Source organism: Kitasatospora sp. NPDC051705 (assembly GCF_044453265.1).
Classification (GTDB): Bacteria; Actinomycetota; Actinomycetes; order Streptomycetales; family Streptomycetaceae; genus Kitasatospora.
In genome coordinates this window covers 25,943-47,647 of the sequence record NZ_JBITCO010000023.1, presented here as the reverse complement: position 1 = coordinate 47,647, position 21,705 = coordinate 25,943, and the positions used below count along the sequence as shown (strand labels likewise).

General features: G+C 75.2%; 25 protein-coding genes. 8 read left to right on the top strand and 17 right to left on the bottom strand.

Annotation, left to right across the window (positions count from 1 at the left end):
• Positions 1–177 precede the first annotated feature (177 nt).
• Complete coding sequence (locus ACIA8Q_RS25385; RefSeq protein WP_360213661.1) at positions 178–1,278, bottom strand: chemotaxis protein; 1,101 nt, start codon at positions 1,276–1,278, stop codon at positions 178–180.
• 213 nt (positions 1,279–1,491) lie between these two features.
• Between ACIA8Q_RS25385 and ACIA8Q_RS25380 the strand changes: the two genes are divergently transcribed.
• On the top strand, positions 1,492–1,713 hold the full coding sequence (locus tag ACIA8Q_RS25380; RefSeq protein ID WP_360213659.1) for a hypothetical protein: 222 nt from the start codon (positions 1,492–1,494) through the stop codon (positions 1,711–1,713).
• A 123-nt stretch (positions 1,714–1,836) separates the two neighbouring features.
• Here the strand turns inward: ACIA8Q_RS25380 and ACIA8Q_RS25375 are convergent, their stop codons facing one another.
• The 3 genes from ACIA8Q_RS25375 to ACIA8Q_RS25365 all read right to left on the bottom strand — a co-directional run bounded on the left by ACIA8Q_RS25375 (position 1,837) and on the right by ACIA8Q_RS25365 (position 5,234).
• Positions 1,837–3,405 (bottom strand): sigma-70 family RNA polymerase sigma factor, encoded by a 1,569-nt coding sequence (locus tag ACIA8Q_RS25375; protein WP_360213657.1) that lies wholly within the window; start codon positions 3,403–3,405, stop codon positions 1,837–1,839.
• 145 nt (positions 3,406–3,550) lie between these two features.
• The gene (locus tag ACIA8Q_RS25370; RefSeq protein ID WP_360213655.1) at positions 3,551–4,372 is read right to left on the bottom strand and encodes a CAP domain-containing protein; all 822 of its coding nucleotides are present in this window, start codon (positions 4,370–4,372) and stop codon (positions 3,551–3,553) included.
• A 394-nt stretch (positions 4,373–4,766) separates the two neighbouring features.
• Positions 4,767–5,234, bottom strand: a complete 468-nt coding sequence (locus ACIA8Q_RS25365; protein ID WP_360213653.1) for a GNAT family N-acetyltransferase — start codon at positions 5,232–5,234, stop codon at positions 4,767–4,769.
• Between the two features lie 234 nt (positions 5,235–5,468).
• Here ACIA8Q_RS25365 and ACIA8Q_RS25360 point away from each other — a divergent pair, with 234 nt between their 5' ends.
• From ACIA8Q_RS25360 to ACIA8Q_RS25340, 5 genes are all read left to right on the top strand, one after another.
• Entirely contained in the window at positions 5,469–7,010 is a 1,542-nt protein-coding gene (locus ACIA8Q_RS25360; protein WP_360213651.1) for an ATP-dependent DNA ligase, read from the top strand.
• Positions 7,011–7,205: 195 nt separating this feature from the next.
• Positions 7,206–7,466: a ferredoxin gene (locus ACIA8Q_RS25355; RefSeq protein ID WP_360213649.1), complete on the top strand. Its 261-nt coding sequence runs from the start codon at positions 7,206–7,208 to the stop codon at positions 7,464–7,466.
• A gap of 104 nt (positions 7,467–7,570) precedes the next feature.
• Positions 7,571–8,788, top strand: coding sequence for a cytochrome P450 (locus ACIA8Q_RS25350; protein ID WP_387904132.1), 1,218 nt, complete (start codon positions 7,571–7,573; stop codon positions 8,786–8,788).
• Positions 8,789–9,014: 226 nt separating this feature from the next.
• A complete protein-coding gene (locus tag ACIA8Q_RS25345; protein ID WP_360213647.1) occupies positions 9,015–9,179 on the top strand; it encodes a hypothetical protein in 165 nt (54 codons plus the stop codon).
• Positions 9,180–9,278: 99 nt separating this feature from the next.
• Positions 9,279–9,617 carry a hypothetical protein gene (locus ACIA8Q_RS25340; protein WP_360213645.1) on the top strand — a complete coding sequence of 113 codons (339 nt, stop codon included), beginning with the start codon at positions 9,279–9,281 and terminating at the stop codon, positions 9,615–9,617.
• A gap of 138 nt (positions 9,618–9,755) precedes the next feature.
• Here the strand turns inward: ACIA8Q_RS25340 and ACIA8Q_RS25335 are convergent, their stop codons facing one another.
• The 6 genes from ACIA8Q_RS25335 to ACIA8Q_RS25310 all read right to left on the bottom strand — a co-directional run bounded on the left by ACIA8Q_RS25335 (position 9,756) and on the right by ACIA8Q_RS25310 (position 12,897).
• The gene (locus tag ACIA8Q_RS25335; RefSeq protein ID WP_360213643.1) at positions 9,756–10,652 is read right to left on the bottom strand and encodes a hypothetical protein; all 897 of its coding nucleotides are present in this window, start codon (positions 10,650–10,652) and stop codon (positions 9,756–9,758) included.
• A 36-nt stretch (positions 10,653–10,688) separates the two neighbouring features.
• Complete coding sequence (locus ACIA8Q_RS25330; RefSeq protein ID WP_360213641.1) at positions 10,689–10,973, bottom strand: DUF427 domain-containing protein; 285 nt, start codon at positions 10,971–10,973, stop codon at positions 10,689–10,691.
• A 79-nt stretch (positions 10,974–11,052) separates the two neighbouring features.
• Entirely contained in the window at positions 11,053–11,289 is a 237-nt protein-coding gene (locus tag ACIA8Q_RS25325) for a DUF6296 family protein (RefSeq protein ID WP_360213639.1), read from the bottom strand.
• Between the two features lie 55 nt (positions 11,290–11,344).
• A complete protein-coding gene (locus ACIA8Q_RS25320) occupies positions 11,345–11,581 on the bottom strand; it encodes a DUF2277 domain-containing protein (protein ID WP_360213637.1) in 237 nt (78 codons plus the stop codon).
• Positions 11,582–11,626: 45 nt separating this feature from the next.
• On the bottom strand, positions 11,627–12,166 hold the full coding sequence (locus ACIA8Q_RS25315) for a gamma carbonic anhydrase family protein (protein ID WP_360213635.1): 540 nt from the start codon (positions 12,164–12,166) through the stop codon (positions 11,627–11,629).
• Between the two features lie 164 nt (positions 12,167–12,330).
• On the bottom strand, positions 12,331–12,897 hold the full coding sequence (locus tag ACIA8Q_RS25310; RefSeq protein ID WP_360220272.1) for a DJ-1/PfpI family protein: 567 nt from the start codon (positions 12,895–12,897) through the stop codon (positions 12,331–12,333).
• Between the two features lie 260 nt (positions 12,898–13,157).
• Here ACIA8Q_RS25310 and ACIA8Q_RS25305 point away from each other — a divergent pair, with 260 nt between their 5' ends.
• Together ACIA8Q_RS25305 and ACIA8Q_RS25300 are read left to right on the top strand one after the other, a co-directional pair.
• On the top strand, positions 13,158–13,703 hold the full coding sequence (locus tag ACIA8Q_RS25305) for an RBBP9/YdeN family alpha/beta hydrolase (protein ID WP_396317723.1): 546 nt from the start codon (positions 13,158–13,160) through the stop codon (positions 13,701–13,703).
• A gap of 19 nt (positions 13,704–13,722) precedes the next feature.
• On the top strand, positions 13,723–14,319 hold the full coding sequence (locus tag ACIA8Q_RS25300) for a hypothetical protein (RefSeq protein ID WP_360220266.1): 597 nt from the start codon (positions 13,723–13,725) through the stop codon (positions 14,317–14,319).
• A 108-nt stretch (positions 14,320–14,427) separates the two neighbouring features.
• On the opposite strand, the gene ACIA8Q_RS25295 is transcribed toward ACIA8Q_RS25300, so the two are convergent.
• The 7 genes from ACIA8Q_RS25295 to map all read right to left on the bottom strand — a co-directional run bounded on the left by ACIA8Q_RS25295 (position 14,428) and on the right by map (position 21,643).
• Positions 14,428–14,724, bottom strand: coding sequence for a hypothetical protein (locus ACIA8Q_RS25295; protein WP_360220264.1), 297 nt, complete (start codon positions 14,722–14,724; stop codon positions 14,428–14,430).
• Positions 14,725–14,840: 116 nt separating this feature from the next.
• Positions 14,841–17,123, bottom strand: coding sequence for a transglycosylase domain-containing protein (locus ACIA8Q_RS25290; RefSeq protein ID WP_363364637.1), 2,283 nt, complete (start codon positions 17,121–17,123; stop codon positions 14,841–14,843).
• Positions 17,124–17,304: 181 nt separating this feature from the next.
• The gene (locus tag ACIA8Q_RS25285; protein ID WP_396317722.1) at positions 17,305–18,798 is read right to left on the bottom strand and encodes an alpha/beta hydrolase; all 1,494 of its coding nucleotides are present in this window, start codon (positions 18,796–18,798) and stop codon (positions 17,305–17,307) included.
• A 147-nt stretch (positions 18,799–18,945) separates the two neighbouring features.
• Positions 18,946–19,371 (bottom strand): acyl-CoA thioesterase, encoded by a 426-nt coding sequence (locus ACIA8Q_RS25280; protein ID WP_387904112.1) that lies wholly within the window; start codon positions 19,369–19,371, stop codon positions 18,946–18,948.
• A gap of 81 nt (positions 19,372–19,452) precedes the next feature.
• A complete protein-coding gene (locus ACIA8Q_RS25275; protein ID WP_396317740.1) occupies positions 19,453–20,130 on the bottom strand; it encodes an HAD-IA family hydrolase in 678 nt (225 codons plus the stop codon).
• Positions 20,131–20,247: 117 nt separating this feature from the next.
• The gene (locus ACIA8Q_RS25270) at positions 20,248–20,745 is read right to left on the bottom strand and encodes a hypothetical protein (RefSeq protein WP_387904111.1); all 498 of its coding nucleotides are present in this window, start codon (positions 20,743–20,745) and stop codon (positions 20,248–20,250) included.
• 130 nt (positions 20,746–20,875) lie between these two features.
• Positions 20,876–21,643, bottom strand: coding sequence for a type I methionyl aminopeptidase (map, locus tag ACIA8Q_RS25265; RefSeq protein WP_360220246.1), 768 nt, complete (start codon positions 21,641–21,643; stop codon positions 20,876–20,878).
• Between the last annotated feature and the right edge of the window lie 62 nt (positions 21,644–21,705).

Below are 21,705 nucleotides of genomic sequence, written 5' to 3'. Positions count from 1 at the left end.
TCGACCCCCACCCCCGGCGCCCCCGGGCGTCCGTCCTACCCGGGCGTCCGGGGCGCGCCCGCCCCCAGCTCTAACCCAGCGGGGGGGCCCCCGCGGGGGGGGGGCCCGCACCACGGGGCCGCGTCGGCGCCGGCCGACGGTGGTGGCCGGAGGCCGGGCGGGTCGGTGCCGGGAGGGTCAGTACCGTAGGACGGCGGCGATGCGGCCGCGGGACGCGAGGTCGCCGGTGGGGACGAACTGCACCTTGGCCCCGGTGTCGAGAGCACGCTCGACGATCTCGTCGACCATGTCCTCGCGGACGTCGGGCTCACCGGCGGGCGCCGGGACGAGGTGGTTGTCCGTCACCCGGACGGGCTCCCAGTAGTCCTCCTCGACCGCGACCACGGCGGCCCGGCCCTCGCTGACGGACTGCCAGACCTCGTCCATGCCGGCGGCCAGGCCCTTCACGCCCTGGGCCTGGTCCAAGCGCTCCTGCAGCTCGGTCACCGCCCTGCGGCCCTGCTCGGCGACGGCGGCCCGGACGGCCTCCGCCACCGCGGCGGCGGAGGCGTGGCCGAGGCCGCCGCGGGAGACCTGGGCGGCGGCCCGCTTGGCGGCGCCGCCGACCTCGTCGAGCAGCGAGAGCGCCGCCGCCTCGCCGAGCACGAAGAGCGGCCGGTTGTCCGCCTCCAGCACGGCGGCCAGCGCGGTGTCGGCCGAGCGCAGGAAGCGGCGGGTCTCCTCGTCGCGGAAGGTGCTCGGCACGTCCCCGATCCGTTCCTGGCGCTCGACGTCCCAGTCGGGCCGGACGTGGTCGACGGGGAAGCCTCCCCCGGTGTGCTCGACCAGGGTCGTCCCGCTCCCCCCGAACAGGGCGGCGCGGTCGGCGGCCACGGTCAGCACCCAGAAGGGCGCACCCCCGGCGTGGGCGGCGACCAGGTTGCGGGTCAGGAAGGTGTCCGACACCACGACCCGGGCCGGCACCGGGCGCGGCAGGGACCACACCTGGTACTCGCCGGGCGCCGCGAAGATCACCAGGCCGTCCTCGGCGTGCACGAGGTCGACCTCGGTGAGCGCGCGGTCCAGCTGTTCGACGACGTCCAGCCGGTCGGCCCGGCTGACGGCCTCGTCGGCGTGCAACCGGTTCTTCGCCTCGGCGACGAGGTTGCGCAGACGGACCGGGTCCTGGCTGTTTTCGGGCTCGCTGCGGTGGGTGGGCAGCAGGACGGAGACGGCCGGGTAGCGCCGGGGGCGGCGCAGCTCGGCGAGGACGGCCGGGGAGAGCTCGGCTGCGTGCATCGGTTGCCCTTCGTGTCGCGGTGGAGGTCCTGACAGGTCCTGGCGGCGACTCCGACACACGGCGAATCGACCGATTTGCCGGAATCATTCCCGACCCCTCCCCATCCCACCGCCCTCCCATACCTCCCGCCACCGGAAAGGTCGCCCGGCGTCGGCCCCGACCCGTAACCCGGGCGGCCCATTCTCGTTGGGCCTGCCATGAAGAAGCGCAGCATGCTTGCCGTTGCCTCGCTCGCCGTGGGCTTCGTCGCCTCGCTGACCGCGCCGAGCGCGCACGCCAGCGCCGTCGGGGGGCAGGACGGTACGCCCGGGCCGTCGACGAGCGCGCCCGACGCGCTGCCCGGGCAGGTCGGGGACGCCGGGGGCGTCGTCGGCGAGGCCACCGGGTTCGTGACCGGGTCCGCGGACGGCCTGGTCGGGGTCACCCCCGCCTAGCGAGGCCGCCCGCCGCCCCGGCCCCCTCCGGCCGCGACCCCTCCGACCACAGCGACTCCGGCCAGGGGCTTTCCGACCACGGCGGGCCCGACCGGGCCCGCCCCGGCCCGGCCGGTCGGGGCGTCAGCTCAGCGGCGCGCCCAGGTCCTGGGTCCAGTAGCCGCCGGCCGGGCCGGTGGCCACGCCGACGCCGACGTCCTTGAAGCCGCAGTCCAGCATGTTGGACTGGTGGATGCCGCCGTCCATCCAGCGCGTGAACACCACGGCGGGCGCGGTCGGCCCCCGGTCGAGGTTCTCGCCCCACTGGGACCAGCGGTAGCCGGCCGCGGTGATCCTGGCGTCGGTGCGGACCCCGTCGGGGTTGACGTGGTCGAAGAACCCGCGCGCGACCATGTCCTCGGCGTGCTTCTGGGCGGCGGCGTGCAGCCGGGTGTCGATCCGCAGCGGGGCGCAGCCGACCTTGGCGCGCTCGGCGTTGACCAGGTCGACGAGCTGCCGCTCCGGGCTGGGCGGCGGGGCCGCGACCGACCGGGTGGCGGTGGGCGTCGCGCTGGGCGTGGGCGTGCCGGCGGGAGTGTCGGTGGGCGTCGGCGCGGGCGCCGGGGTGGCGGCGAGGGTGACCGGGGCGGCGACCGGGGTGGCGGTGGCCGTCGGGGTGTCCACCACCGGGGTGTCGAGGGCGGCGGCCGGGGTGGTGGGCTCGGGAGCCGCCTCGACCGGGGTCTCGGCGGGGCGCGACCAGACCAGGGCGAGGGTGGTGACGGCCACCACCGCGACCGCCCCGCTCGCCAGGACGGCCTTGCGGGCGGCCGTCCCGGCCCAGCCGCCGTGGGCGCCCGCGGCGCCGTGGCCGGCGGCGGAGCCCTGGGCGCCGGCGACGGTGGCGGCGGTGTGCTGGAAGTGCAGCAGTGCGGGCGAGTCGAACGGGATCGGGACGAGGGCGAGGCCGGCCAGCAGTCCTTCGGCGGGGAAGAGGTCGCGGCCGAGCCGGTCGCAGGTGACGCAGCTGCGGATGTGGCGGGCGATGCGCTTGCGCCACACGGAGTTCGGGGTGCCGTCGAACCCGACGGTGACCTCGGCGAGTTCGGGGCATCGGGGGTAGGCGCCGAGGGCCCGGACGACGACCCGGCCGGCTTCGAGCTGCTTCTTCATCCGCTGGACCCGGACGGCGGTGTGCTGCGGGCTCAGGTCGAGGGATTCGGCGAGCTCGGCGCGGGTGAGCTCGCCGCTGGCCTCCAGCCACCAGAGGGAGAGCAGTTCGCGGTCGTCGGGGTCGAGCCAGCGGGTGGCCTCGGCGACCTCCCGGCGCTGGCCGGAGAGGCCGAGGCGCAGGATGGTGAGGTCGGTGAAGTCGGCCCGCGGGTCCGGGACCTCCCAGGTCTCGTCGAGGCCGCCGACGGTGGGCTGCTGCTGCCCGGCGGCGTGGCGCCGGCGGACCTGGTTCATGGTGATGGCGACCAACCAGGACCGGAAGCAGTCCGGGTCGCGCAGCCCGTCGAGGCCGTCCAGGGCGCGGATCATCGTCTCCTGGGCGACGTCGTCGACGTCGGCGTGGCCGCCGAGGGCGCGGCCGGCCACGTTGTAGACGAGCGGCAGCCAGGCGGCGACCAGCGCCTCCTGCGCCTGCCGGTCGCCCGCCTGGGCCGCGCGTACCAGGGTGGTCCCGGTCCTGTTCTGCACGTCAGCGTTCATGGTCCGCACTCCGTCTTGCCGTGTTCCGTCCGCCGATGCCTCCTCGGAGACCCGTGGGGAGTGATCAGATAACAACAATGTTCGCGGAATCGGAAAATCGGCCTGGACCAATGGGCTGGACCGGAGGCTGGACCAAGGGGGCCGATCAGGCCGGGGCGGCGAAGACCTGGGTCCACCACGGACCGCCGGACCCGGTCCGCACGCCCACCCCGAGCTGCTTGAACGCGCAGTTCAGGATGTTCGCGCGGTGGCCCGGGCTGTTCATCCAGGCGTCCATCACCGCGGCCGGGTCCTGCTGGCCGCGGGCGATGTTCTCGCCCCAGGTGCTCCAGCGGTAGCCGACCGCCTCGATCCGGTGGTCGGCGTGGTACCCCTCGGGGCTGGCGTGGTCGAAGTAGTTGCGGTTCGCCATGTCGTCGCTGTGCGACTGGGCGGCGCTGGCCAGCCGGGACTCGGCGGTGACCGGGCCGCAACCGGCCTTGGCGCGTTCGGCGTTGACCAGGTCGACGACCTGCTGGGCGTACGAGGGGGAGGCGCCGCCGCCCACCGGAGCGGGCGCGGCGGTGCTCGCGGCGGCGGACCCGCCGCTGCGCGGCGTGCCGGTCGGGGTGCCGGTGGACTTGGCGGTGGCGGTCGGGCTCGGCTTCGTGGTGGCGGTCGGGCTCGTGGTGGCGGTCGCGGTGGCGGTGGGCGAGGGCGTGGCGGTCGCGGTCGGGGAGGCCGGGGCGGTGGAGCCGGTCGGGGTCGGCGCCGGCTCGGTGGCGGACATGTTGACCGGGGCCCCGGACGCGCCGAAGTCGGCTCCCCCGGCGCCCGGCACCTGGATGCCGTCGTGCGTGCCGGCCTCCGCGGCGATCAGCGCGGCCGCCACCGCCTCCTGGCCCGCCTGGTCGCGGTCGGTCTGCTTGCCGCCGTACGCCGCGTAGCCGGCCCCGGCGAGGGCGGCGAGCAGCCCGGTGCCTGCCACCGCGGCGACGACCGCGGTGACCGGTCCGAGCGGGCCGCGCCTCCGGCCCCTTCGGCTCCGGCCTCCGTGGTGTTCCGCGTGCCGCTGGGCGGCCCGGCGGGCGGAGCGTCCGGGCGCTCCGCCCCGCACGCCCCCCTCGGCGCCGTTCGCCGGGAGGATGGTCGTCCTGTCGTCGCTGTTCACGTGGCCACGCTTTCTGTCCGGGTCGGCCGTCGGGTGCCGACACCTGGGAGACCCTCCGGCGGCGCGCGGATAACAGAAAGTCCGAACGAATGTCCGGCGGAGTCGTCACGGGCCCGGTCCCGCCGCGGTCCGCGGCGGCGCGGGCGCCCGGTGACACGCCGCCGCGGTGACACGCCGCCGCGGTGGACCGGCGGCCGGTGGGGCCGGCGGATCAGGGCTGGTCGGGGGCCATGTCGTAGGTGACGAACATCGTCCGGGTGGCCACCTGGTCGTACTTGCTGCGGGCCCGGTGGTTGTCGTCCGCGGTGATCCAGCGGACGGTGGTCCAGCCGCGCTCGGCGGCGATCTCCCGCAGGCGCGCCAGCAGCTCGTCCACCGCACCGCCGCCGCGCACCCCGGGGGCGACGAACAGGTCGTCCAGGAAACCGCCGACGGCGCCGTGCAGGGGGCGCGAGAACGGGCGGTAGTGGGCCAGGCCGACCGGCGTCCCCCCGGCGTCGCGGACCAGCAGGCCCCACAGCTCGTGCTCCGGGTCGGTGAGCCAGGACCAGACCAGTTCGGCCTTCTGCTCCGGCATCGGCACCCGGTAGAACGCGCAGTAGCCGCGGAAGAGTTCGCGCCAGGCGGGGTAGTCGGCGGCTTCCGGCGCGCCGACGGTCCAGCGGGTGGTGGTGGTCAACTCGGTCTCCTCGGTCGGGCGGGCCCGGGATCGCCGGGCCGCGTGTGGCGCCAGCATGACGGCCCGTCGGCCCCGCGCCGATCTCCGCCGCGGACAGGACCGACCGTCCGCGTACTCCACTCCGGCGGTGTACCGGATGCGCGCCACCGTGCGGGGCCCGCCGCGGTCGCCGATCCTGGACCAGGCCGCCCGGATCCGTCGGCGGCCGCACCGGGACCACCCGAGGAGCGCCTCATGCGGCTGCGGCACCTGGCCCTCACCTCCCGCGCCGTGGCGGCCGAACCCGGACGGCGGGCCAAGACCACGCTGCTCGCGGACTGCCTGCGCGAGCTGGGCCCGGCCGAGGCCCCGTCGGCGGTGGCCCTGCTCTCGGGCGAGTCGCAGCGGCTGCGCACCGGGATCGGCCCGGCCGGCCTGCGCGACCTGCCGCCGCCCGCCGCCGGGGCCTCCCTCGGCGTGCGGGAGACCGAACGGGAGCTGGAGCGGATCGCCGCGGTGCACGGGACGGGCGCGCAGGCCGAGCGGCGGCGGCTGCTCACCGGGCTCTTCGCGCGGGCGACGGAGGTCGAGCAGGCGTTCCTGCGCGCGGTGTTGGTCGGCGACCTGCGCCAGGGCGCGCTGGACGCGGTGGTCGGCAACGCCGTCGCACTGGCCGCCGGGGTGCCGGCGGCGGAGGTGCGGCGGGCGCTGATGTTCCGCGGCTCGGCCCGCGCGGTGGCCGAGGCCGCGCTGAGCGGCGGGGTGCCCGCGCTGGCGGCGTTCCGGCTGGAGGTCGGCCGGGCCGTGCGGCCGATGCTCGCCGCCTCCGCGCCGGACGTGGTCTCGGCCCTGGAGCGCACCGGGCCGGCCGCCCTGGAGTGGAAGCTGGACGGCGTCCGGATCCAGGTGCACCGGGACGGCGGGGAGGTCGCGGTGTTCACCCGCGGCCTGGACGACATCACCGCGCGCGTCCCCGAGGTGGTCGAGGCCGCGCTCGCCCTGCCGCTGCGCTCCGCGGTGCTGGACGGCGAGGCGATCGCGCTCGGGCCCGACGGACGGCCGCGCCCGTTCCAGGAGACCGCCGCGCGCACCGCGTCCCGCCGGGATCCGGACCGGCTGCGGGCCGAGGTCCCGCTCCACGCCTACTTCTTCGACCTGCTGCACCGGGACGGCGAGGACCTGGTGGACCGACCGGGCCGGGAGCGCTGGGCGGCGCTCGCCGAGGCGGTCCCGGACGGCCTGCGGGTGGCCAGGACGGAGACCGGCGACACCGAGCGGGCCCTGGCGTTCTTCCGCGACACCCTGGCGCTCGGCCACGAGGGCGTGCTGGTCAAGGACCAGGCGGCCGGCTACGCCGCCGGACGCCGCGGGGCAGGATGGATCAAGGTGAAGCCCCGGCACACCCTGGACCTGGTGGTGCTGGCCGCCGAGTGGGGCAGCGGGCGGCGGCGCGGGTTCCTCAGCAACCTGCACCTGGGCGCCCGGGCGGCGGACGAACCCGGGGCCGCCCCCTGGGTGATGCTCGGCAAGACCTTCAAGGGGCTCACCGACGAGGTGCTCGCCTGGCAGACCGCCGAACTCCTGGCCCGCGAGACGGACCGGGACGACTGGACGGTTCGGGTCCGACCGGAACTGGTCGTGGAGATCGCCTTCGACGGCGTCCAGCGCAGCCCCCGCTACCCGGCCGGGCTGGCGCTGCGGTTCGCCCGGGTGGTGCGCTACCGGCCGGACAAGACCGCGGCCGAGGCCGACACCCTCGCCGCCGTCCGGGAAATCGCGGCCGCCGAGGGGCTGTGAACCGTACGTTGACGGAGTAACGTCAATTCAAACCTCCGGTACCGCGGTCGAGTTCCGAACCCGTACCGAATCGGCCAATCTGGACGATCCCGGCACCGCACCCTCCGTGGACGCAGGACTGGCGGTTAGGTTGGCAATGACAACGAGAGGCGGCCGCCGGACGCCCGGCGCCGCCCTGGCGAGAGGTGCCCACCCATGCAGGTGAGCGTCGACCGGGACCGCTGCTGCAGCTCCGGCATGTGCGTCATGAACGCCCCCGAGATCTTCGACCAGGACGACCGGGACAGCCTGGTGAGGCTCCGTCAGACCGAGTTCCGGCCCGAGCAGTTCGCGGTGCTGAGACTCGCAGCCCAGCTCTGCCCCGGCGGCGCGATCAGCGTCGTCGAGCCCGCGCCGGGGACCGGGTCCGACCACGCGGCGGAGTCCGAGCCGCAGCCGGCCGCGGACGCGGGCTGACCGCGGGCGCCGGCCCGCCGGCGCCCAGGACCGCCGCCGGACCACGACATCACTCCCGACACCGATTCCCCCACCGAGGACACGCGACGCAAGGAGACCCCACCTTGACGAGCACACCCACCACCCGGGCCGTGCCGATGCCGGCCCCGCGCGACACCGGCTGCCCGTTCAGCCCGCCGCCCGCCTACACCGAGGCCGCCGCGACCGCGGCCGTCACCCGCGCCGACCTGCCGGGCGGCGAGTCCTGCTGGCTCGCCACCGGCTACGCCGAGGTCCGCACCGTGCTGTCCGACCGCCGGTTCAGCGCGGACATCCGCCACCCGGCCTTCCCGATGCTGGTGGCCGGCCGCCGGGAGCTGATCCTCGCCAGTCCCCCCAGCTTCCTGCGGCTCGACGACCCCGAGCACGCCCGGCAGCGCCGGATGGTCACCGGCGACTTCCTGGTCAAGCGGGTCGAGGCGATGCGCCCCGACATCCAGCGGATCGTCGACGAGGCGCTCGACCGGATGACCGGGGGCAGGGACGGGGCCGACCTCGTCGCCGACTTCGCCCTGCCCGTCCCCTCGCTGGTGATCTGCCTGCTGCTGGGCGTCCCGTACCAGGACCGGGACCGCTTCCAGGGCCTCAGCCGGACGCTGCTCAGCAAGCACAGCACGGTCGAGGAGGTCTCCGCCGCCCAGGACGAGCTGCTGGACTACCTCGGCGACCTCACCTCCCGCAAGCGGGAGGAGCCGGGCGAGGACATCCTCAGCCGGCTCGCCGTCCGGGACGACCTCACCCCGCGCGAGGTCGCCGCCACCGGCCTGCTGCTGCTGATCGCGGGGCACGAGACGACCGCGAACATGATCGCGCTCTCCACCGCCCTGCTGCTCGAACAGCCCGACCAGATCCCCCGGCTCGCCGATCCCGCCGCACTGCCCGGCGCGGTGGAGGAGCTGCTGCGCCACCTCACCATCGTGGACAGCGGACTGCCCCGGGTGGCGCTGGAGGACGTCGAGCTCGGCGGCACCCTGATCCGGGCCGGGGAGGGCGTGATCGCGCTGCTCTCCACCGCCAACCAGGACGAGGAGCTCTTCGGCGGCGCCGACCGACGACCGGTCCACGAGCTCGACCTGGACCGGGACGCCAGGCGGCACATGGCCTTCGGCTTCGGCGTGCACCAGTGCCTCGGACAGCCGCTGGCCCGCGCGGAGCTCCAGATCGCCCTGGCCACGCTCTTCCGCCGGCTGCCCGGCCTGCGGCTGTCGGCCCCGCGGGAGGAGCTGGAGTTCCGCTCCGAGGCGCTCATCTACGGGATGCGGTCGCTGCCCGTCACCTGGTGACGCTCGCGGCGGACGGCGGGGCACCGCACGGACGGGCACTGCACGGACGGTCGGCGCTCCGCCGGGCCGCCGAGTCCGACCGGACGGCGCCCCCGCCCGGCCGCGGACCGGTCACCCGGCTGGCCCCGGCGGCGGGGTGGAGGCACGCTGGAGGGGAGGGACAGACCCGACCGGGTCACGCCTGCGGTCAGGCGCGCCCGGGCCGGCCGATCGGACGGAGCCCGCGATGACCGACATGAGCGAACGGTTCGAGGTGAGCACCGACCGCGACGAGGACGTCCGCGCCGCGGATCCCGAGGAGGGCGTCACCTCGATGCAGAACCTGCACGCGCAGGAGACCTCCCAGGCGGAGGGCGAGCCCACTCCGGACGAGTGGGGCGTGGACGGCTGAACATCCGTGAGCAGCGGCCGCCCGGCGGGACCGGGCGGCCTTCGTGACCGCAGGTGTCGCTGCCCCGGCGGCGACCCACCGGCGGGGGAGGATAAGCGCATGACCGAACACGATCAAACCAGCGGGCAGACCCGACCGCCCGTCGACCCGCACACCACGTGGGCGACCTGGACCACCCAGTCGATCATCAGCGGGCCCGGCGGGGTCACCACCGCCGAAGTCGGCCCGATCTCCGGCGACCTCACCGTGCACACCACCTGGGTGGACGGCGAGGCCCGGCTGACCGTGCAGTACACCGGCGCACTGGACTGGTACACGGTGGCGGGAAGCCCGGTGGCGGCCGCCGACGAGATCACCGCCCGGGCGATCCACCAGGCCATGGTCAACGCCGTCAAGGCCGGCCGCGGCGCGGGCGCCCCCGGACCACCGGGGACCTGAGCCCGGCCCCTCTCCGGCCCACGCCCCCTCTCCGGCCCGGGCGTGGGCCGGCCTCCGCCCCGGGGCCCGCCGCTCCCCCGGCTCCCGCCTCACCGGCCCCGCCGGCCCCGTCCGTCCGAGCCGTCGACGCCGTGGCCGTCAGCCCCCGTCGACCGCCTCGCCCTTGACCACCGGCGCCGCGGCGGCCCAGTAGCCGCGCTCCACCGGGCGGCGCGCGCGCAGGTCCGCGCGGACCTCGTCGGCCAGTCGGCGGGTGTCGCGCCGGTTCATGGTGGCGCCGATCCCGGCCCCCACCAGCAGCGGGGTCACCGACGGCAGCCGGCGCAACGAGCTGCGGGTCAGCCGGCGGCTGACCTGCTGGCGGACCTCCGCACCGACCGCCAGGGCGGCGAAGCCGGCCGGCCGGGCCAGCACCCCGGCGTCCACGCCCCGCCGGTTGGCCCAGGCCCCCAGGTAGGCCCCGGCGCGCTGCGCCCCGGAACCCGGCGCCCGGGCGCCGTAGACCTCGTGCAGCTCCGCGATCAGCTTGATCTCCACGGCCGCCACCGCGAGCGTCTCGGCCGCGATCTCCAGCGCCATCGCGGGCGGCACCGGCAGCATCGCCATCGCGCCCACGCCCGCCCCGAGCGCGCTGGAGGCCCGGACCGCACCGCTCACCAGCAGGTCGGCGAGCGCCTCGGGGTGGGCCGCATCGGGGTGCTGGGCCCGCAGGGTGGCGAGGTCGCGTACCGGGAGCCGGGGCGCCGTCTGCACCAGCTGCTCGGTGAGCGCCCGGCCGCCCAGCGTTGCGCCCTTGGCCGCCGCCCTGCCGCCGCTCCCGAGCCGGCGCGCCGTCCTGGCCAGCAGGGCACGGGCGCGGCCGCGCTCGGCCCGGTACTCGGCGACCTGCCAGTCCCCGAGGGGCCGCTCGGCGCCCTCGACCAGTTCGGCGAGCTCGCCCGCCAGGGCGCCCTCGGGAACGGCGTCCGGCCCCGGGACGGCGGGAGCGGCGGCCGGCTCGGGCTCCGAACGTCCGTTCTTTCGGAAGAGTGCCATGGTGGTCGGGTACCCCCTCCGCCCCACCGGTACGCGCTACTCGCTGATCTCCACCCCTCGCCAGAAGGCCACCCGGTCGCGCACCTGCTCGGCCTCCGGCTTCGGATCCGCGTAGAACCAGGCCGCGTCGGGGTTGGTCAGGCCGTCCACCTCCAGCGTGTAGTAGCCGGCCGTGCCCTTCCAGCCGCACACGGTGGTGGTGTCGGACGGGCGCAGGAACTCGCCCCGGACCGAATCGGCCGGGAAGTAGTGGTTGCCCTCGACGACGATCGTCCGGTCGCTCTCGGCGACGACGGTGCCCTGCCAGCGCGCTGTGGTCATGGGGGCGATTCTGCCCCGGGCACCACCGCGCGCCGGGCGGTTCGGCGAAATCCGGCCGGCGGACCTCCGCGTCGACGCGTCAGGGCAGCGGCTGTGCGTGCACCGGCAGGTGCGGCGTCTGGTGGCCGCCGCTGGCGAGCATCCGGACCTCCCCGGCGTCGCTGATCTCCGCGCGGACGATGCCGCTGGCGTCCTCGTACACGGGGTGTCCGCCGGGGCCCTTCCCGCTGGTGCGGGTGACCACGACGACGTCCTGCGGGGCCTGGGTGCCCGGGGTCCCGGGGAAGGTCAGCGCGTAACGGTCGGGTGGGTTCATCGCCATCTCCTGGTCCCGGCGGGCCGGCCCGCCGCTCGCCCGGCTGGGGCCTGTCCTACGCGGTGGCCTCGGCGGCCCGGGCGGGTGCGCCCCGGACCTCGAGTTCGGCGAGCAGCCTGGCGGTGGCCTCGGCGACGGCGTCCACCGCCCGGTCGAAGGCCTCGCGGTTGTGCGCCGCCGGGGCGCGGAACCCGGACACCTTGCGGACGTACTGCAGCGCGGCGGCCCGGAAGTCGGCCTCGTCGGCGTCGGGCGTCACCGGCGGTCGCAGCGTCTTGATGTTGCGGCACATGACCCCAGTCTCGCGCGTGGACGCCGGACTGGCGAGCCCCGGCCGTCAGCCCCCGGCGCCCCGGGGCTCGATCTCCCGGTGGGCCTCGGCCAGCAACAGGTAGCCCAGGCCGTTGGACTTGATGCCGGCCCGCTCGTCCTCGGTCAGCTCCCGGCGGACCCTGGCCGGCACGCCCGCGACCAGGCAGCCCGGCGGCACCTGCATGCCCTGCGGCACCACCGCACCGGCCGCGACCAGCGACCCGGCGCCGATCCGGGCGCCGTTGAGCACGGTGGCGTTCATCCCGACCAGGGCGTCGTCCTCGACCAGGCAACCGTGCAGCACCGCGTTGTGGCCGACCGAGATCCGCTCGCCGACCACCAGCGGGAACCCGGGATCGGCGTGCAGGGTGCAGTTGTCCTGGATGTTGCTGTCCCGGCCCACGGTGATGGACTCCGCGTCGCCGCGCAGCACCGCGCCGTACCAGACGCCGGCGCCCGCGCCGATCGTCACGTCCCCCACCACGACCGCGTTCGGCGCGACGAAGGCGCCCGGGTCGACGGCGGGCACCCGGCCCCCGACTGCGGCGATCAACGGCTCTGCCATGGCGCGTCCTCCTGGTGGCGGTCGGCGGTTCCTGTCGGCGGTCAGCGTAGGGGTACGCACCGGCGCCGCCGCACGGGCCCCCGTCGCGACCGCCCCCGCCACGACCACCCGCGCCCGGCCGCCGCGCCCCGGTCGGTTCCGGAGGCGCGGCGGCCGGGCGCGGGTCAGGCCAGCGGCGCCTTGGTGCGCAGCACCTCGACGAAGGCCCGCAGCCAGGCCGGGTGGTCGGGCCAGGCACGCGCCGAGACGACCACGCCGTCGACGACCGCCTCACCGTCGACGTACTCGGCGCCGGCCGCCTTCACGTCCGGCTCCAGCGCCGGGTAGGCGGCGCTGCGGCGGCCGGACAGCACCCCGGCGGCCGCGGTGATCAGCGGGCCGTGGCAGATCTGCGCGACCGGCTTGTCCCCCTCGAAGAAGTGCCGGACGATCCGCTGCAGGTCTGGGTCGTTGCGCAGGTACTCGGGGGCGCGGCCGCCGGGGATGACCAGGGCCACGTAGTCGGCCGGGTCGACGTCGGCGAGGGCGAGGTCGGCGGGCCAGGTGTAGCCGGGCTTCTCGGTGTAGGTGTCGTAGCCCTCGACGAAGTCGTGGACGACGAACTGCAGGCGCTTCTTCGTCGGGGCGGCGATGTCGACCTGGTAGCCCTCCTCGCGCAGCCGCTGGTACGGGTAGAACACCTCCAGCGACTCGGCGGCGTCCCCGGTGACGAGCAGGATCTTCGATGTCATCGCCGACATCCCTCCACATGATCGAACGACCGACCTGGCACGCCCCTCGGATGTCCCCACCCACCGTGGCGCCGGTCCAAACTCCCGCACCGGCACCTCCGTTGGCAACAGGGCGCACCGGGCGTGCTGCGGCGCGTGAGCGGCGGGGCACGCCGGGCATGGGTCGTGTGCGCCGGGTCACCGCCCCGCTGCGGCGGACGGCCGGGCGCGGCCTAGACTCCTGCTGCCCGCCACCGACCGACCGCCTCCCGGGGGAGCCCATGCCGGACCGCACCACCTACCTCGTCCTGCCGGGCTACCAGAACTCCGGGCCGGAGCACTGGCAGAGCCGTTGGGAGGCCGCCGAGCCGGAGTCCTTCCGGCGGGTCGTACAGGCGGACTGGGACCGGCCCGACCCGCAGGACTGGGTGGCCCGGGTGGACGCGGCGGTGGCCGGGGCCGCCGACGGGGCGGTGGTGCTGGTGGCCCACAGCCTCGGCTGCATCGCGGTGGCCCGCTGGGCGGCCACCGCGCCGGCCGCACGGACCTCCGCCGTGCGGGGGGCGCTGCTGGTGGCTCCGGCCGACATCGACACCGCGGACGTCCCGGAGCTGGTGGGCTTCCGCCCGGTGGCGCTGGCGCCGATCCCGTTCCCGAGCGTGGTCGTGGCCAGCTCCGACGACCCGTGGGCCGCCCCCGAGCGGGCCCGGCAGTTCGCGCGGGCGTGGGGTGCCCGGTACGTCGAGCCGGGCGCGTTCGGGCACCTCAACTCGGAATCGGGGCTGGGTGACTGGCCGGAGGGCCGCGAACTGCTCGCGCAGCTGTGACACCTCGGACGGGGGGACGATGAGGAAACGGACACCGAAGGCCCGGCGGATCCTGGTCAGGCTGCTGGTGGCGGGCGGGGTGGCCGCCGTGCTGCTGTACACCGAGGGGCAGTGGGAGAGCCGGTCGGGCGGGCTGATGCTCGTCGCCGACCTGCTGAACCGGCCCGAGCTGTTACTCGGCGCGGCCCTGGCCGCACTGATCGCCGCCGCCTGGCTGGGCGACCGCCGCACCGCCCTGCGCACGGCCACCCGGACCGTGACGGTGACCGCCGGGGTGGTGTTCCTGCTCGGCGTACTGGCCGCGCACAAGGTCGCGGCGGCCGAGACCCGCAGCCGGGAGACCGCCCCGGCGCGGCCCGAACGGGCCCTGGTCGTGGTGCACCGCTCCTACGCGGCCACGGCGCGGACGGGCGACAGCTGGCAGGTGCTGCTGGAGTCCGGCGAGGGCTGGTCGGCCCGGCGCTGGTCGCTGCTCGAGATCGGCCGGGCCCCGGACGAGGCCCGGCTGGTGGAGGCCAGCTGGACGGGGCGGGACCAGATCACCGTGGTCACCGACTCGTACCGGCGCGTCTTCAACCTGGACCAGGACAGCGGCGAGCCGGTCGAGGCTCGGTAGGCGCCGGGGCGCCTCCGGCGGCGCGGCGCAGTCCGTCGAGCCGGTCCGGTCCGTCAGGCCCGGTCCGGTCCGTCAGGCCCGGTCCCCCGGCCAGGCCCGGACGACGCCTCAGCGCAGTCCGGCGGCGTGTGAGAACAGGACCAGCAGCACCGCGTTTCCCGCCGCACCGGCGGCGGTGGCGGAGAGGAAGCGGCCCGCGGTGCCGTCCGGCAGCGGGTTGAGGACCAGTGCCGGCGGGAAGCCGGGCATCGTCCAGACCGCGGCCGCCCACCGGCCGGCCGTGCCGGTCGCGCTCCGGCCCGTGCGCAGTTCCCGGGCCGCGGCCAGCCCGATCGGCAGGCACCCGGCCAGGTAGCCGATCGAGGGCCAGAACACGGCGGGGACTCCGAGGATGCTGTGCGGCATGGCGCCATCGTGCGCCGTCGGACCGCGGCCCCGCATGAGTACGGGTACTCATGCGGGGCCGCGGGGTTCGCATCGCCTCGGTCCACCGGCCGGCGGCGATCACCGGCCGCCGTCGTTCAGTGGTCCTCCGGGTCCTGCGGGGCGGCCGGCGCCGTCGGGGTGGCCGACCCCGCCCGGCCCACCGGGCTGTTGGTGGAGCGCGGCTTCCCGCCGGACGTGCAGGTCGGGGTGGCGGACCCGCTGGGCGTGCTGCAGGCCGGGTCGCGCTTGGGCGGGTCCGGGATGTACACGGTCGGGAAGTCCTTCTCCGGCATGGTCCGGACGGCCTCCTCCATCGCCTGCTGCCAGATCGGGCCGGGGCCGGTCGCCCCGAACACCTCCTGCTGGTAGTGGCCGCCGATCCGGATGTTCTTCATCGGCACCTTGGTGCCCGGGCTGCCCAGCCAGACCGAGGCGGCCAGGTTGCCGGTGTAGCCGGTGAACCAGGCGGACTTCTTCTCGTCCGTGGTCCCGGTCTTGCCGGCGATCTGGCGGCCGTCCTCCAGGCCGAGGTCCTTGGCGGTGCCCTTCTCCGTCACGCCGAGCAGCACGCTGTTGATCACGTCGGCGGTGCTCTGCGACATCACGTCGGAGCACTTGGCCGGGCTGACCGGAACGTCCTTGCCGTCCACGGTGGTGATCCGGTTGATCGCCAGCGGCGCGCAGTAGCTGCCGCGGGCGGCGAAGGTGGCGTACACATCGGCCATCACCAGCGGGCTCACCTCCTGCGTGCCGAGGCCGAGGGCGGGCACCTCCTGCAGCGGGTCGCCGCTCGCCTTCCCCGCCACGCCCAGCTTGTTGGCCATCTGCTTGACGGCGCAGAGGCCGATCTCCTGCTCCATCTGCACGAAGTAGGTGTTGACCGAGAGCGCCATCGCCTCCTTGAGCTCGTACGGGCCGACCTCGCGCGCGCTCTCGTTGGGGATGCTGCCCTCCTTCTTGCCCTTGCTGAGGTTCTTCCAGGTGCCGTCGCAGGTCTTCATCGTCGGCCAGTCCATGCGGTTCGGGGAGTCGTACCGCTGGGTGGGCGACAGGCCGGCCTCCAGGGCGGCGGCGGCCACGATCGGCTTGAAGTTGGAGCCGGGCTGGAAGCCGATGCCGCCGCCCATCGCCGCGTCCACGTTGTAGTTGACGACGGTCTCGTTCTTCTCCTTCGCGAGGCCGTAGGGGCGGGTCTGGGCCATCGCCAGGATCTTTCCGGTGCCGGGCTCGACCATCGTGATCGCCGCCGACACCGGGTCGGTGACGTACACCTGCTGGGAGACGGCGTTCTGGGCGGCGGCCTGCTTCTCCGGGTCCAGCGTGGTGTAGATGTTCAGGCCGCCCTGGTCCCAGAGCTTCTTGCGGTCGGCGGCGTTCTTGCCGAACACCGGGTCCTGCTTGACGACGTGGCGCACGTAGTCGCAGAAGAAGCCCATGCCGGCCTTGGCGGTGATGCAGCCGTTCTGCGGGTCCTTGTACTTCAGGCCGAGCGGGGCGGCCTTCGCCTCCCTGGCCTGGTCCGCGGTGATGTGCTTGTTCTCGACCATCTTGTCGAGGACGGTGTCGCGGCGCTTCTGGGCGGCCACCGGGTGCAGCTTCGGGTCGTACTGGGAGGGGTTCTGCACCAGCCCGGCGAGCATGGCCGCCTCGGGGAGGGTGAGGTCCTTGGCGTCCTTGCTGAAGTACCGCTGGGAGGCGGCCTCGATGCCGTACGCCTGGTGGCCGTAGAAGGTGATGTTGAGGTAGTTGGTGAGGATCTGCTCCTTGGTCAGGTCCTCCTCCAGCTTGATGGCGTACCGGAGTTCCTGGATCTTGCGGCCCAGGGTCTTGCGCTGTGCCTCCAGGACCGCGACCGGGTCGTCGCCCGCCTTCTCCACGTTCACGTTCTTCACGTACTGCTGGGTCAGCGTCGACGCGCCCTGCACGGCCGCGCCGCTCTCGGCGTTCTTGGTGACCGCCCGCAGGATGCCCTTGAGGTCGACGGCGCCGTGCTCGTAGAACCGGGCGTCCTCGATGTCCACCTGTGCCTGACGGATCAGCGGCGACATCTGCTCGGCCGGGATGACCGTGCGGTCGCGCTCGTAGACCTTGGCGATCAGGCCGCCCTTGGCGTCGTAGATCTGCGTCGCCTGGGTCAGCGGAGGGGTCTTGAAGTCGTCGGGGATGCTCTCGAAGCTCTCGGCGCCGCTCTTCGCGCCCAGCCCGACCGCGCCGGCCGCGGGGAGGACCAGGCCGGCCAGCAGCACCCCGCCGAGGGTGCAGCTGCCGAGGAAGGTGACCGTGTGGCCCAGGAATCCGAGGGGGGTCACACGGCGCCGGGGGCGCGGCACCCAGGTGTCGCCCGCGTCCGGGGCAGGTATGCGACTCTTCCGTGACATAGCTGGAACACTACGGCCGCGAATCGCCTGCGAGGGCGGGGTGTTGGCCAACCTTTGTCACAAATCCGCCACAGATTCGGCTCATTCCAGTCGGTCGCACGGGCGGTCGCGCCGAGGCAAGGGCCGTTCGTCCACGGTCCGTCACCCCGGCACCGCCGCAGTGCGGTCCGGCCCGGCCCGGTCAGCCCGCCGGGCAGAAGGTGTCCGCGGCCGGTCGACGGCCGGTGACCAGGAAGTCCGTCACCACCGCGTCACCGCAGGCGTTCCCGTTCGCCACGTACACGTCGTGGCCGCCGGAGTCCACCGTGACCATCCGGGCCCGCTCCCCCAGCGCGGCGCGCAGCCGGAGCGCGCCCCGGTACGGGGTGGCCGGGTCGCGCAGGTTCTGCGCCAGCAGGACGTTCGCCGGGCCCCGGTCGGTCACCCGCACCGGCGGCTCGGCGGGCGCGAACGGCCAGAAGGCGCACGGCATCGCGTTCACCGGCATGCCCGCGGTCAGTGGCCGGGCGGCGCGCTCGGCGGCCACGTCCTCGGCGAGGGCGGCCGGGTCGGCGGGCCAGGAGACGTCGTTGCAGAGCGTGCCCACGGAGACCGCGATGGTGTTCTGCAGCACCTGCTCGGGCGGCGCCACGGGGGCGGGCAGCGGCCGGCGGCCCAGGGCCGCCAGCACCAGCCGGGCCAGACCGGGGAACCTGGCGTCCGCGTACAGGCTCTCCAGCATCGTCTCGCGCAGCACGTTGCCGTTCAGTTCGGCCGGGTTGGCGCCCGGCCAGGGCAGCGGTACGGCGTCCAGGCGGGCCGCGAGGTCCAGGAAGAGCGGGCGGACCTCCTCCGGGGTGTCCGCGAGGCGGTCCGGGTTCCCGGGGGCCGACGCCCACCTGGCGAAGTCCGGGAAGCGGTCCTCGGCGCCCTGTCCGAAGGCGGCCAGCCAGCCGCGCCCCACCCGCGCCGGGTCCGGGTCGTCGTTGCTGTCCAGCACGATCCGGTCAGTGCGCCCGGGGAACAGGGTGGCGTACACCGCCCCCGCGTACGTGCCGTAGGAGGTGCCCCAGGCGGAGAGCCGGCGCTCGCCGAGGGCCTCCCGGATCCGGTCGATGTCCCGGGCCTCGTTGCGGGTGGAGATGCTGCGCAGCACCGGGCCGCCGTTGCGGGCGCAGGTCTCGGCGACCCTGCGGGCGGTGGCCAGGTTCCCGTCGACGGAGCCGTCCGCGGCCGGCCACGGGCGCAGCTTCACCATGGCGAGGTCGTCGTGCTCCAGGCCACAGCTGACCGGGGTGGAGCGGCCCACCCCGCGCGGGTCGAAGCCGACCAGGTCGTAGCGGTCCAGGACGGACTGCGGCAGGCGCTTCACCGCACTGCTCGGGACGTCGACGCCGGAACCGCCCGGCCCGCCCGGCACGGTCAGCAGCACGCCCCGGCGCAGGCCCGGCTTCGCCGACGCGATCCGGGAGACGGCGAGGGTGATCCGCTCGCCCTCCGGGTGGGCGTAGTCCAGCGGGACGCTGACGGTGGCGCACTGCTGGCGGGGGTCGGCGCCGCCCTGGCAGGACGTCCAGGCGAGGCGGTCCCGCCCCGCGGTCTCCGGGCCCGCCGCGGCCGGCTGGGCGACCAGGGCGGTGACGGCGAGGGCGGCGGCCGCGATGGCGGCGGCGAGGGTGCGGTTGATGTTCGGCATGCCGGGAAGTCTGCTGCGCCGGGGGCGGCCGGCCCATCCGGGCAGCGGGCCGGTCGGGGGTGGGGCAATCCCCCGGCCCGGCACCGCTCCTGGCTGACTGTCAGGCGCTCGCGAGCACCCCGGATCGGGGCACGCGCCGCCGGGGGTTCAGAGGCCGAGCAGCTTCGGTTCGGCGGCCAGCGCGCGCAGCGGCTCGCGCGGGTCGGCGACCAGGCGGCGCTCGGCGAGGTCCAGGATGCCGCCGACCCCGGTCACCTCGGCGGCGAGCACGCCGTCCGCCCGGGTCAGGCGCTGCACCACCTGGAAGGTCTTGCCGCCCCGCCAGACGAACTCGCAGCTCACGTCCACCACGTCGCCCGCGCGCAGCTCCCGCAGGTACTTGACCGTGGTCTCCAGCACGACCGGGCCCACCCCCTTGGCCACCAGTTCGGCCTGCCGGATGCCGGCCGCCTGCAGGTACTCCCAGCGGGCGTGCTCGGCGTACTGGAGGTAGACCGCCTGGTTGAGGTGGCCCTGGGCGTCGGTCTCGTACCCGCGGACGGTGATCCGCGTCGTGAAGTCCTGATCGGTCATGCCCCGCACGCTACTCCGGGCGTCCGGGCGCCGGGCTGTGACCTGCGTCGCGTCGCGTCGGGACGCCCGCCCGGGGCGCGGTCAGGCGAACCGGTCGAGCAGCGGGGTGAGACCGGCCGGGCGCTGCTCGACCGGCAGGTGCTCCACCGGGTGGAAGCCGCAGCCGAGGGCGGTCGCGCCGCCGTCGCAGGTGCGGTCGTCGCCGACCATCAGCACCTCGGCCGGGGCCAGGCCGAGGTGCTCGCAGGCGGCCTCGAAGATCGCCGGATCGGGCTTCTGGACGCCGAGCTCGAAGGAGAGCACGTAGGCGTCGACGAGGCCGTCCAGCCCGTGGGCTCGGAAGACCGGCCGCAGGTCCCAGCCGATGTTGCTGACGACCGCGACCGGCACGCCCCGGCGGCGCAGTTCGCGCAGCACCGGCGCGGTGTCCGGGTACGGGCGCCAGCTCTCCGGCGCCATGTGGGTGTCGTAGAGCGCGTCGACGTCGAGGCCCGCGGGCGGCTCCGCCGCGCCGGTGAGCGCGGTGTACGCGGCGCGGTGCCGTTCGGGCGTGAGGTCGCGGGTGCGCCAGGCCTCCTCGACCTCCGCGGGGACGTGGCGCGGCGGCACTCCGCCGGGCAGGGCCCCGAACTCCTCCAGCCGCCCCAGCAGTTCGGCGCGCTCGCGGGGGGCCAGCGCCGGGCCGGCGGCGGCGGTGAAGGCGTCCAGCCACTGGGCGGTCGAGGCGACCCGGAAGAGGGTGCCGGAGAAGTCGAACATCACACCTTTGGTCACGCCGCCGAGCCTACCGGGCACCCCGGCGGGGCCACCGAGCGGCCGGAAGCCGGGTGCCCGGCTTCCGGCCGCCCGCGCCCCGCGCCGAGGAGCGCAGGCCGGTCAGCTGTGGCAGTAGTCCACGTTGCCCTGGCCCGCACCGTAGGTGTTGCTCGCCCAGGCGGCACCGCCGTTGGTCTTGTAGAAGACGAAGTTGCCGTCGTCCTGGATCCTGGCCCGCCCGCCCGGCGCGGAGTTGGTCGCGCCGATGGTGCAGAGGTGGTGCCCGAAGTCGTCGATCAGGATGATGTAGCCGCTCTGCGACCAGTCGACCTGGGTGGGGATGTAGTTGCCCCAGTAGGTGCCGCTCGCCCAGAGCGCCTGGCCGCCGTAGTAGAGCACCAGGTTGCCGTCGCACTGGAACGTCAGCCTGGTGTTACCGGAGATGCGGGACTCCCCGCAGCGCCAGTTGGGCTGGCTGAGCGTGAAGTTGGCCGCGGTGGTGTCCGCGACGGCCGCGGTGGCCGTCAGGCCGAGGGCCGTCGCCGCCGCGCCGAGGACCAGGGCGGCGCGGGAGGCGGTTCGCCGGATCGACGATCCCTTGAACGTGCTGAGCTTCATGCCGGAATGCCTTCCGATCGAGGACCAGTTCGTTGGATCGAGCGCGCCAACTGTAGTCACACGGAAGGTTCGTGACGAACGGTTATTTCCGGCCGCGACGGGCTTCCGGGCCCCGGCCGGGCCCCCGGGATCAGCGGACGGTGAGGATGCGCGGCCCGTCCTCGGTGATGGCGACGGTGTGCTCGACGTGGGCGGCCCGGCTGCCGTCGTTGGTGCGCAGCGTCCAGCCGTCCGGGTCGGTGCCGTAGTCGTCCCGGCCGCCGGCGATGAGCATCGGTTCGATGGCCAGCACCAGGCCGGGCCGCAGCGGGTAGCCCCGGCCCGGGCGGCCCTCGTTGGGGACGTGCGGGTCCTCGTGCATGCGGCGCCCGATGCCGTGGCCGCCGAAGCCCTCCAGCAGTCCGTAGCGGCCGGCCCGGGCGACGGCGCCGATGGCGTGCCCGATGTCGCCGGTGCGGTTGCCGACCACGGCGGCGGCGATCCCGGCGGCCAGGGCCCGCCGGGCGGTCTCGATCAGGGCGGTGTCCTCGGGGCGGGCGGTGCCGACGGTGAAACTGACGGCGGCGTCCCCGGCCCAGCCGTCCAGGACGGCGCCGCAGTCGATGCTCACCAGGTCCCCGTCGCGCAGCCGGTAGCCGTCCGGGACGCCGTGCACGACGGCGTCGTTCACGGAGGCGCAGATGACGGCGGGGAAGGGCACCGGCGCGAAGTCGGGGCGGTAGCCCAGGAACGGCGAGGTCGCCCCGGCGGCCCGCAGCACCCCGCGCGCCACCTCGTCCAGGTCCAGCAGGCTGACGCCCTCCGCCGCCGCGGCCTCGACCGCGGCGAGGGCGTCGGCGACGACCCGCCCGGCCTCCCGCATGGCCTCCAGGGCGGCGTCCGTCTTGATTTCGACCATGGTGATGCGACTCCCCTTGCTCCAATTCTTATACCGGTATTTGTATCACGGTCTGGCGGCCC